Genomic DNA, 10,317 nt, shown 5'->3' with positions numbered 1-10,317 from the left:
ACCCAGCACAGCGTGCGAGACCCCGGCATAAATCTTTTTCGCCCCGTGCTTCAGCAGCAGATCGGCCGCAGCGGTGAGCGTCCCGGCGGTTTCGGTCAGGTCATCGACCAGCAGGACGTTTTTTCCCGCCACGTCTCCGATGACGCTGTGCGCCTCCACTTCTTCGGCACTGACACGATTTTTGGCCACGATCGCCATCGGGGCGCCGAGCGCCTTCGCAAAAGCATGCGTCATCTTGATGCCCCCCACGTCAGGAGAGACCACCACAAGATCGCCGATCTCGCGCTCGCGGATCGTCTTCATCAACACGGGGGCCGCATAAAGATGATCCACAGGAATGTCAAAAAAGCCCTGAATCTGCCCGGCGTGCAGGTCCACCGTGAGCACTCGGTTCACCCCGGCCGCTACCAGCAGATTCGCCACCAGCTTTGCCGTGATCGGCACCCGCGGGCGGTCTTTACGGTCCTGCCGGGCATAGCCAAAAAATGGCAGCACCGCAGTGATTCGGTTCGCGCTCGCGCGGCGCACGGCATCCACCATGATCAGCAGTTCCATCAGGTTCTGGTTCGTCGGCGGGCAGGTCGGCTGCACAATAAAGACATCCCCACCGCGGATGTTCTCATGGATTTGCACGAAAGTCTCACCGTCCGGAAAAGTGGTCAGCTCTGCAGCACAGAGATCAATGTTCATGTTTTCGGCAATCGACTTCGCCAGCGTTGGGTGGGCGGAGCCGCTTAAGATCTTCAGACTTTCATTCATGGGTCGCGGAGTTAGGCGAGGCCGTCACACAAATCAACCCATCGCGTCATTCCACGTCTCAAAGCTTGTGCTTCGTGACAACTTCTCGTACCTCTAGCGGTTATTCCACTACCAAACCGGCACGCACTTCCCTAGCCCCGCCATGAGTGATTCCTTCAATCCCATCCCTCCGCCAAAGACCACCGGCGGCGGCTGGCGCTGGGAACCGCCCACGCCGGAGGAATTGCAGGCCATACTGCCACAGTATGAAGTACACATGCTCGTCGGTCGTGGCGGCATGGGCGCGGTGTACAAAGGCCTCCAGCTCAGTCTGGACCGTGCCGTGGCGATCAAACTGCTCCCCCCGGCCATCGAACGGCAGGATCTTGCCTTCGCCGAGCGCTTCAAAAACGAGGCCCGCCTGATGGGCCGCATGAATCACCCCGCCATCGTCAGCGTGTATGATTTCGGCCGCACCGCCGACGGCCAGCTCTATTTCGTCATGGAATACGTCGATGGCACCGACGTCCAGCGTATGATCGCCCGTGAAGGCAAGCTGCCCCCCGAGCACGCCCTCGCCATCACCGCACATTTGTGTGATGCCCTCGGCTACGCCCACAAGCAGGGCATCGTCCATCGTGACATCAAGCCCTCCAATGTCCTGATCGACATCGAAGGCCGCGTCAAAGTCGCCGACTTCGGCCTCGCCAAGCTTTCCGACAAAACTCAGAACTCAGGCCTCACTCAAACCGGCATGGCCATGGGCACACCCGACTACGTGGCACCGGAGACACTCATGTACGGCTCGGATGTGGACGGCCGCGCGGACATCTATGCCGTCGGCGTCATGCTGTATCAGATGCTCACCGGCGACATCCCACGCGGCATGTTTAAAATGCCGTCACAAAAATTTCAAAGCATTGACCCCCGCTTTGACGCCATCGTCCGCCGCGCCTTGGAGCATGATCGCGAGGAGCGTTATCAAAGCAGCCACGAATTGCGTCAGGCGCTCGACGTGATCCTGACCACTCCCCGCGCCATCTCAGGCCAGGAATCCAGCGCCGTCCTGCCCAAGCAGCCGCCACATATCCCCGGCCGCACCGTCGTCCCCTCCTCACGCAATCCCGGCTCCGCCCAGCAGCGCACCATGCCCCCGCATGAGCCGTATGAGCCACCACCCAAAGCCGAATCCTCTTCGACGCTGCCCTACGTCATCGCCGCAATGCTCATGCTCGGTGTCGGCGGCTGGTTCATCCTCAATCGCCAGCACCCCGCCACTCACCCCAATCCGCTTGAGTCTGCCGAAAAGACGACGACCACCCCTTCCCCGGCACCCACGCCAAAGATCGCCACGGCCCCTTCCCCGCAACCCACGCCAAAACCGCTGCCACCCACGGTCACACCTCCGCCTGTGAGGCCTCCTCCCTCAAGCATCTCACCACCCGTCATGGCACCGGCCACCCCACGCACCACCATCACCCCAGTTTCACCGCCCACTCCCTCCACCACCAACGAGCCGATCATTTACCGTCTCGCTCAGTTGGAATCCCAGTTTCAGACCGCCTTTGAGCGGGACGTGAACACCGCCTACACCGAACAGCTCAACACCTTGGGCACGGGTTACTCCACCGCGCTTGACCGCGCCACACAGGACGTCAGCAAGGCCGGGCGGCTGGATGAAGCACTCGCCCTGCGTGAAGAAAGACAGCGCTTCACCACTCATAAGTTCATGCCGTCCATCGACCCCTCCAGCCTGCACCGGTCCGTGGTCAATCTGCGCAACGCCTACCGCACAGCGGAAAAAAAATACGCACAGCAAAAGGACGCCTCATCCCTGCCACTCTACGACCGCTACATCGAAGTCCTCCTTGCTCTGGAAAAGGAAGTCATCGCTAAAGGCCGCATGACCGACGCCGCCGCCGTCCGCATCAAGCGCGACGATGTCATCGCCCGCCGCAAGCAGCGTGCGGCAAAGGTATCATCCAAGACCTCCATCTCACCGCACTCCTCTCCCACATCGGCCAGGTTGGCCGCCGTCGGCCGCAGCGCTAAATGCACGCCCAACAGGAGGCTTGCAGCGTAATCTCGTTTCCATCATGCCCTGGTTCCACCTCATCATCGCCGGACTGCTCGAAATTGCCTGGGCTGTTGGTTTAAAACAAACCGCCGGCTGGACGCGCCTCTGGCCCAGCGTCATCACCGTCGCGCTCATGATCGCCAGCTTTTTCTTTCTCTCGCTCTCTCTGCGCACACTCCCCATCGGCACAGCCTACGCCATCTGGACCGGCATCGGCGCAGTCGGCACCGCTTTGATCGGCCTTTACATCTTTGATGAACCCCGCACCGTCGCCCGGCTCGTATGCATCCTGCTTATTGTCGCTGGCGTCGTCGGCCTGAAACTGGCCTCATCCTCCCAGACCTGATCCCGCTAAAACATCCCTCACATTTGACAATCCCCCACCCCACCTCTTCATTCCCGTTATGACCCACAGCCAATACCCCGATTTCCCCACCTCCATCGCCCCGCAGGCCAGTTACATGGTCCCCACCGTCATCGAATCCGAAGGCCGTGGCGAGCGCGCCTATGACATCTACTCCCGCCTGCTGAAGGACCGCATCATCTTCCTCGGCGGCGAGGTCAATGACACCATGGCCTCCCTCATCATCGCCCAGCTTCTTTTCCTGCAAATGCAGGACCCTAAAAAGGAAATCAACATCTACGTCAACAGCCCCGGCGGCAGCGTCACCGCCGGCCTCGCCATCTATGACACCATGCAGTTCCTAACCTGCGACGTCTGCACCTACAGCATCGGCCTCGTCGCCTCCATGGGCGCCGTCCTCCTCGCCGCAGGCACCAAAGGCAAACGCTACGCCCTGCCAAACTCCGACATCATGATCCATCAGGTCTCCGGGGGCGCACGCGGCACCGCCAGCGACGTCGAGCGCACCGTCGAATACATGTTCGGCCTCAAAAAGCGCCTCAACCGCATTCTCGCCCACCACACCGGCAAGTCTGTCGAACAAATCGAGCGCGACGCCGACCGCGACAATTACATGTCCGCCGCCCAGGCCGCCGAATACGGCCTCGTGGACAAAGTCCTCGAAGGCAAAAAAGACATCTCTGGCGAAGCCAAGTAACACAGACTCACTCAAGAGGGCGGGATTCAACTCCCGCCCTTTTTTGTGCCCAAAAACCGCCAAATATCGAACAGCAAGACCGGCCCCAAAGCGAATCCCCTCTTCCCGCGGATGATATGGCATGCCCCAAGATCTCCTTGGAGGAACCTCAGCGCAGCGAAGGGCGAACGAAGTAAGTCAAAGGCAAGGGTGAGCGGACACGAGTGATTCGTGGGATGGGTGTGGCGACAGCCCGCCCGTCCGCGAGCGTGCCCGCAAACACACCGGCCACAAAAGCCCCACCCACTCGGGCGGTCATCACAGCAGCCCCGCCATCAGGTAAGTCAAGGTTGTCAAGACCTCGAACCCCACGACTCTTGACCTCTTGACCTCTTGACCTCTTGACCCCTTGCCCCCTCAAAGCCCGCATGCAAGCCATCAAAGTCGCCCGCAACATCCTCGCTCCACTCTTTGGCTGATACGTATTCATTGAAATCCCTATGCGCATAAATGTCACCATCGCACTGCTGCTTGCCCTCTCTGGATGCGGCAAACAGTCTGCAAAGGTCGTTGTGCCGCCATTGCCAAAAGTAGAGATCGCCGACGTTCCATCCCCGGCATCTCCGACAGTCGTCGTTGAAAAAGGATCCAATCTGCGCGCCATAGCCACCGCAGCCTACCATCACGAAAGCTTCAGCAGCATCATCGGTCTGTTAAACGAGATTCCAAAACCTGAACTCCTCGAAGCAGGCGCAACACTGAAGACGCCCTCTATTCCAGTCGCCTTTCGCGACGCCGGCCTAGATCCCCAATACCAGCCAGCTATCAATGCATTGGCATTGGCTTGGACGGATGTCGTGGCCATCCTCCCGAGTTATATTCGCGCTCGCGATGCCAGCGCAGCAAAAAATGGGGATAAGTTTACGGTTCCCGACGAGATCAAAACAATGCTCTTAAAATGCGCCGGGACAGTGGATGCATCCTTAGATGCATTGCGTCACCCGCACGGGAGACATGTGGCACCTCGTCCGGCTATTCGGCAGTTTGCAGGAGCATCCAGGAGCCTTCGAAGATTCTCGACCGGATTCGTCGAAAGCCGCGATTATGACACCTATCTCGCCGAACAAGGGTTTGGCATAGGATTCTCGGACCTGCTTTCATGGCTCCAGGCCAATTATAAATAGTCCTTGGTTCACTGATTTATCCATCCATTCCAAGCAGTGGAATGAACACCCATGCGTCTCTTCACTCAGGCTGCACCCGTTGCTTGCTAAGCTTGTCCTGAGCAAACCGCAGTTATAGCGTTTCCCAAAACTGATTTCCGGAAAGCGGCACCGGGCGACGCTCGACGGCGCTTGGAGGACGAAGCCCCTACCTCGCACCAGGCACGCGCATGCCCAGTGCTGGTAGGGTTAGCTGTCCTCAGCCAGCCGCCGTCGACCTGTCCTTCGTAGCTCGACACAGGAGAGCGAAGAAGAAAGCCCATGATCTGCGCGCAAGAAACAGCCTGTTAAGCGGAAATGAGTTTTGCGAACCGCTATATCAACACCAGAACCGGGAAGCACACCCATCCCCCCGCCGCACATCACGCCCCGCCAAAAGCCTCTTCAGCTCCACTACTGCGGCCAATAACCCACCCCGAGCATGATTCCCACCCCATGCCTGCCTTGAAGGCCAACGGCCTTCCGTAATACAGCCCAGGGGTGCCGAGCCTCAGCGAGTGCTCCCCTGGGTTATCAACACCAGAACCGGGAAGCAAACCCATCGCCCCGCCGCACATCACGCCCACCAGCAGCGTTCACAACACGCCCCGCCGCATGCCTCTTCAGCTCCATGACAGAGCCACGATGCCACCGTTTTATGAGATCAACTCCTCAAGGCGTAATCTCGCGCACATTGAGCATCTTGGATGGATGCTCGCGCGTGAACGAGAATTCGTTTTTCTTATCACCATCTCGTAGCCGTAGCAGGTTGATCTGATCTTTAAACATCTCGCTAAAAACCGCGTTCTGCAGCCTTCCGCCCTGCAACCCCTCCGGCATCACCACCTCAAAAAACAGCACCACCGCCGGATCACCACTCTTCGCGCTCACATCAGCCATCTCCCGCCCCACCCACTCCATCTTCGACACCTTCCCCGCCGCATCCGTCACCACAAAAGTCTTCACGAGATACGCCAAAACCTGCGCATCAAATTCCGCCGCAGGCGTCTTCTCAATGCGCATCTCCCGCTCGCTCTGCCGGATCAGCGCAAGCTCCAAATCACTCACAAAAACCGTGAGACTCACCTCCAGCTTCTTCGTCTTCAAATTGTACTCCGCCTCCGCCGTGGAAGTATGAACCGAGTGCGCGGAAACACACGTCACCGCCACAAAAAAGAGAATGACTGACAAAACGCGCATGCAGCCCAGACTTTAGTCCCCGCCTCCTCATACGCAAGCCGGGCCACCCCAAGTAGCCTCCAACAGTCATGCCCGATGCCTGAATCATGAAATAATCTGCGGGTTTCCTGAATCTGCGGTAAAAACAGTTCGGCTCAATCACGCCACTTCATAATATTCTGCCAACGTGAAATCCGCCGCCCCCATCTCCAAACGCCGCCGCCTATGGCGCTGGACCTGGCGTCTCGGACTCACCGGCCTCATCCTGCTCACCCTCTTGGTCGGTTTGGCCTGGCACCAACGCGTCCCCCTCGCGAATGCCCTGTTGCACCGGTTTCTCGGCGACATGCAGGTCGAGGTCGTCTCCCTCGACTGGCACGACGGAGCCCTGCACGTGCGGGAGGTCAGCACCCTCGACCTTCCCAGTTCAAAACACATTTCCAGCGTCGCCAACTTGGAGTGGCGGCCCAATTGGAGCCAGCTATCCCAAGGAAATCTCGGCGGCCTCAAAGTGGAGGATGCAGTGGTTGATGTACCGCTCGCCTGGCTGCTTCCCTCTCCACCGCAACCCGCCGCCCTCACAGCAACGGCCACCTCCTCCTTTCGCTGGCGCCTCGACTTGATTGACCTGGCACCCACGAAGTTCGTCGTGCGCGATGAAAACTGGCTGCCCCTTTCCAGTGTCATCGTCACGCAGAAGGTACAGGATTTGGAGGTTGGCGGCAGCAAATCACCTTCGTTTAAAACCGTGATCACAGACCTGCAGCAGGCCGAGTGGCACGGCCTGGCCGTGTTCAGCAGCATGCATTTGGAAACCGAAATGCGCGGGAGCGAAATCAACATCAAAAAAGCCTCGCTCAAGAACGGCAATTTTGATCTCGCTTGGTTGCAGCAGCTCAGCCCCGCGCTCCGCGCAAAACTGCCACCTTTGCGCGGCGGCCTGCAGTTTGAGTGGGACGGGCGCGACATCAGATTCTCCAACGCCGGCTTGCTCGCAGGCGGCACCCATGAAGTACATTTGAAAAACCTCCACCTGCAGCCCCTCACCGGCGCAGGTCAGATCACCGCCACCTCCCTTGACCTGAAAGCATCCCAGGACCTAAACGGCCTCTGGCATGTCGAACGCGCGCTGCTGCAAAAGCCAGTCGTCGAGTGGACACCTGAACTCGAATCCGCCCTGCTGCCAAAACGCGAATCCAAGCAGGCCTCTGCATGGCAGGCAAAAATCGATGCACTGCAGGTACAAAACGGCACGCTGAAACTAACACCCACAGAACTGTCCCCTGTGGCAGGTGAACTGGCTTGGAGCACGAACCTGGAAGCACTGGGCATTTCCCCAGCAGGACTGCGCTCAGCCGTGAAGCAAAAACTGACGCTCACCGATGTTTCCCTCCGTTGGAATCCCAAAGACACCAGCGCCCAGCCACCCCCATTTGTTCAGGCAAAGTCAGCCACACTGGAGGTGGTGCCAGACAGCTTTCGTGAGCTGTGGCAGGTCGAATCGCTGGTGCTGAACACGCCTCATTTGACATTTAACCCCGAAAACGGCCCCTGGTTTGACAAGATCGAAACACCACCGGTGGAGACATCGCTCAAACCTGCCCTGCCCTGGTGGAAGCAACTGCAGTTCGGCTCGCTGACAGTGACCGATGCCGAACTCGACATCGCCATGCAACTGGCGGAGCGCCTGGAATCCTCCACTCACTTTGCGATCACGACAGAGCAGTCAAAGCAGCATCTGCGCATACACTTGGCGCAGATGTACATTCCTAAACGCTCGACCTTGCCCGTGCTGACTTTCGCGAATGTGGAGGCTCTGGCATCGCTGCCGGAAATGTGGCGCACACAGCGTCTGGAATCATTGAAAATCCAAGAAGGCCACGTGGCGCTGGGAGATCCACTCATGACTTTGTTCAGCGGTGATGCGGCAGTGGTTGAGCAAAAAGCAGACGCCACGGCTGCGCGCTGGACCGCAGGGAAAATCGAAGTGGTTAAGCTGGGCATAACGCTGGTCAGCATCGCACCAGGTCTGCCACCGGTGAGTTTTGATGTGAACCTCGCCGCCAATGAGACACCTCTCGATCTGGACGGCTTGGCAAAGAATGTGGAGCCCCAGACCATCCAGCTCACACGCCTGCGCATCCCCTCCCCTCACGAAGCACTGCGCACCGTGGCGGAAATGGATGTCATCCAGGTGAACTACACGCTCGACGGCCTGCTGCACCGCCGCATTGACCGCGTCGAAATCGTCTCCCCCATTCTCTATGTCGGCGAAGACCTGTTCTGGTATGTGGAAAACTATCGCAAATCCATGCACGGCGAAGCCCCCATACCCGATGCAACCTTTGGCCCCCCCGAGCCACCCAAACCCACCGCCCCAGGCTGGCAGGTGGACACCCTGGCAGTCACCGACGGCAAGCTGATCATCGCGCCCAAGGGCGTGCCGCTCGCAGGCATCAGCCGTCCGTTTCCCTTCAGCTTCACCTCCAAATTGGAAAGCGGCCAGCTCGACGCCCAATTCAACATTCCGACGGACGATTACACATTGAAGGATCTGAAGCTCGAGTTCCGTGGCATGAAAGGCCTGGTGCATTTCAATCTGCCATTGAAAGACCGGAGCAACAATCTGACCGAGACCTTCTCCGTCCAGCAACTGCGCTGGAAGCAGCTCCACTTCGAAAATGCCCACCTCAGCGTGACATATGACGCACATGGCATCTACGGCCTGTTCGGCAGTTCGGCCTACGGCGGTTATGTGAACGGCGCGTTCGACATCTATCTGGACGAAACCTTCACCTGGGACGGCTGGGTGGCCGGCACGGATGTGGACCTGCAGCCCATAACGACGACCTTGTTTCCAGAGTACTTTCTGATCGACGGCAAGGTCCAGGGCAAGATCATCGCGACTGGAAACAAGAACGAGCTGTATCAGGGAGACGCAGAATTCAAAAACCGCTCCCATGGCAAGTTCAGCATCGCCGCCCTCAATAACGTGATCAAATCTCTGCCAAAAGCCCTCACCGGCACCATCGGCGATCAAATAACCCGCATCGGACTGGAAACGCTGCGCGACTTCGAGTATGAGAACATTGATGGCAAAGCACGCTTCTACGGACGTGAGGGTCGCGGACATCTGCGCTTCTCCGGCCCGAAGGGCTCGCGCAAGTTCGAAGTGAATGTCTATGATCACCGCTGGAAAGTGGAACCACTCAAATCCGAGACCGCAGATGCATTGGCACGCTGAAAGACTCATCCTCTGCTCTCTCGCAGTCGCTCTGGTCGCATGCAAACTGCCCGAGGTGCCGATCACCACACCAAAGCCTCTCGAAGTGAACCTCAACATGCGGCTGGATGTTTACCAGTACCGCGGCGACGAACCGCAGGACAAAGAGGCTCTCAAAAACGCCAGCGAAGCCACCGATCGCATGCGCAATCGCATGCAGGAAATCCAGACCTTGAAAAACAACCAGCTCGTCAGCGAAGACCATCGCGGTCTCCTCCAGATCCGTGAAGTACCCTCCGGCGAATGGGGCGCACAGGTGAAAAAAGCCGTCGCCGCCGAAAATGAAGACCGCATGCTGCTCATGCGCAAGAAGGCCAAGGAGTCCAACCGTCCTCTCTTTGAAATTGAGGACGAGCAGTGGCGCCTGCGCAGCGAACAGGCCGGCACCGGCGAATGGATCGAAGTTCCAGGCAACACTCCCGGTTCGTTTGAGTTAAAACGAGTCGAAGCCAAGACTACTCCCCCCGCCATTCAGCCAACCACCACGCCAGCCACACCCAAACCATGAGAATCATCCTCTTCCTGCTCATCTCGTTGTCCGTTGTTCTCGCCTTCACCAATCCCACCGAGTCCGAATTCCGCACCTACATGCAGCAGAAGCACGGTATCGCCGGCTCATTAAGCCTCAAGGTCGCCTCCATCTTCTCCGCCGGCACCAGCACCGGCGTATACCGTGACAACTACATCATCTTCAGCCGCTACTACATCGGTGGTGAAGGCATTCTGCCACGCACGGACTTGGCTTGGGGTATCGCAGGGAATTTTTTTGACATTGCCGAAAGTGGCGAGAATTGAGGG

9 protein-coding genes are annotated in these 10,317 nt (G+C 58.5%); 7 read left to right on the top strand and 2 right to left on the bottom strand.

The features are described from left to right. Positions 1-759: ribose-phosphate pyrophosphokinase (locus tag PSV43_RS14560; protein WP_300198597.1), on the bottom strand; the 759-nt coding region annotated here is incomplete at its 3' end. A gap of 142 nt (positions 760-901) precedes the next feature. Between PSV43_RS14560 and PSV43_RS14555 the strand changes: the two genes are divergently transcribed. The 4 genes from PSV43_RS14555 (at position 902) to PSV43_RS14540 (ending at position 5,039) form a co-directional block, all read left to right on the top strand. After that, a complete protein-coding gene (locus PSV43_RS14555) occupies positions 902-2,821 on the top strand; it encodes a serine/threonine-protein kinase (RefSeq protein WP_300198596.1) in 1,920 nt (639 codons plus the stop codon). A gap of 13 nt (positions 2,822-2,834) precedes the next feature. Next, a complete protein-coding gene (gene sugE, locus PSV43_RS14550; RefSeq protein ID WP_300198594.1) occupies positions 2,835-3,161 on the top strand; it encodes a quaternary ammonium compound efflux SMR transporter SugE in 327 nt (108 codons plus the stop codon). 58 nt (positions 3,162-3,219) lie between these two features. Beyond that, a complete protein-coding gene (locus tag PSV43_RS14545) occupies positions 3,220-3,876 on the top strand; it encodes an ATP-dependent Clp protease proteolytic subunit (RefSeq protein WP_300198592.1) in 657 nt (218 codons plus the stop codon). 479 nt (positions 3,877-4,355) lie between these two features. Continuing rightward, positions 4,356-5,039 (top strand): hypothetical protein, encoded by a 684-nt coding sequence (locus PSV43_RS14540; RefSeq protein WP_300198589.1) that lies wholly within the window; start codon positions 4,356-4,358, stop codon positions 5,037-5,039. Between the two features lie 690 nt (positions 5,040-5,729). On the opposite strand, the gene PSV43_RS14535 is transcribed toward PSV43_RS14540, so the two are convergent. After that, the gene (locus tag PSV43_RS14535; RefSeq protein ID WP_300198586.1) at positions 5,730-6,257 is read right to left on the bottom strand and encodes a DUF6702 family protein; all 528 of its coding nucleotides are present in this window, start codon (positions 6,255-6,257) and stop codon (positions 5,730-5,732) included. A 166-nt stretch (positions 6,258-6,423) separates the two neighbouring features. On the opposite strand from PSV43_RS14535, the gene PSV43_RS14530 reads away from it, so the two are divergent. Genes PSV43_RS14530 through PSV43_RS14520 form a run of 3 tightly spaced genes read left to right on the top strand, consistent with a single transcriptional unit; the run spans position 6,424 to position 10,314 of the window. Further along, positions 6,424-9,480, top strand: coding sequence for a hypothetical protein (locus PSV43_RS14530; RefSeq protein WP_300198583.1), 3,057 nt, complete (start codon positions 6,424-6,426; stop codon positions 9,478-9,480). After that, positions 9,464-10,027 carry a DUF1318 domain-containing protein gene (locus tag PSV43_RS14525; RefSeq protein WP_300198579.1) on the top strand — a complete coding sequence of 188 codons (564 nt, stop codon included), beginning with the start codon at positions 9,464-9,466 and terminating at the stop codon, positions 10,025-10,027. Before PSV43_RS14530 ends, PSV43_RS14525 begins: the two co-directional genes overlap by 17 nt. Further along, entirely contained in the window at positions 10,024-10,314 is a 291-nt protein-coding gene (locus tag PSV43_RS14520) for a hypothetical protein (protein ID WP_300198576.1), read from the top strand. Before PSV43_RS14525 ends, PSV43_RS14520 begins: the two co-directional genes overlap by 4 nt. Positions 10,315-10,317 lie beyond the last annotated feature (3 nt).

The organism is Prosthecobacter sp. (genome assembly GCF_029946185.1).
Taxonomy (GTDB): domain Bacteria; phylum Verrucomicrobiota; class Verrucomicrobiia; order Verrucomicrobiales; family Verrucomicrobiaceae; genus Prosthecobacter.
This window is presented reverse-complemented; position numbering and strand designations above follow the sequence as displayed.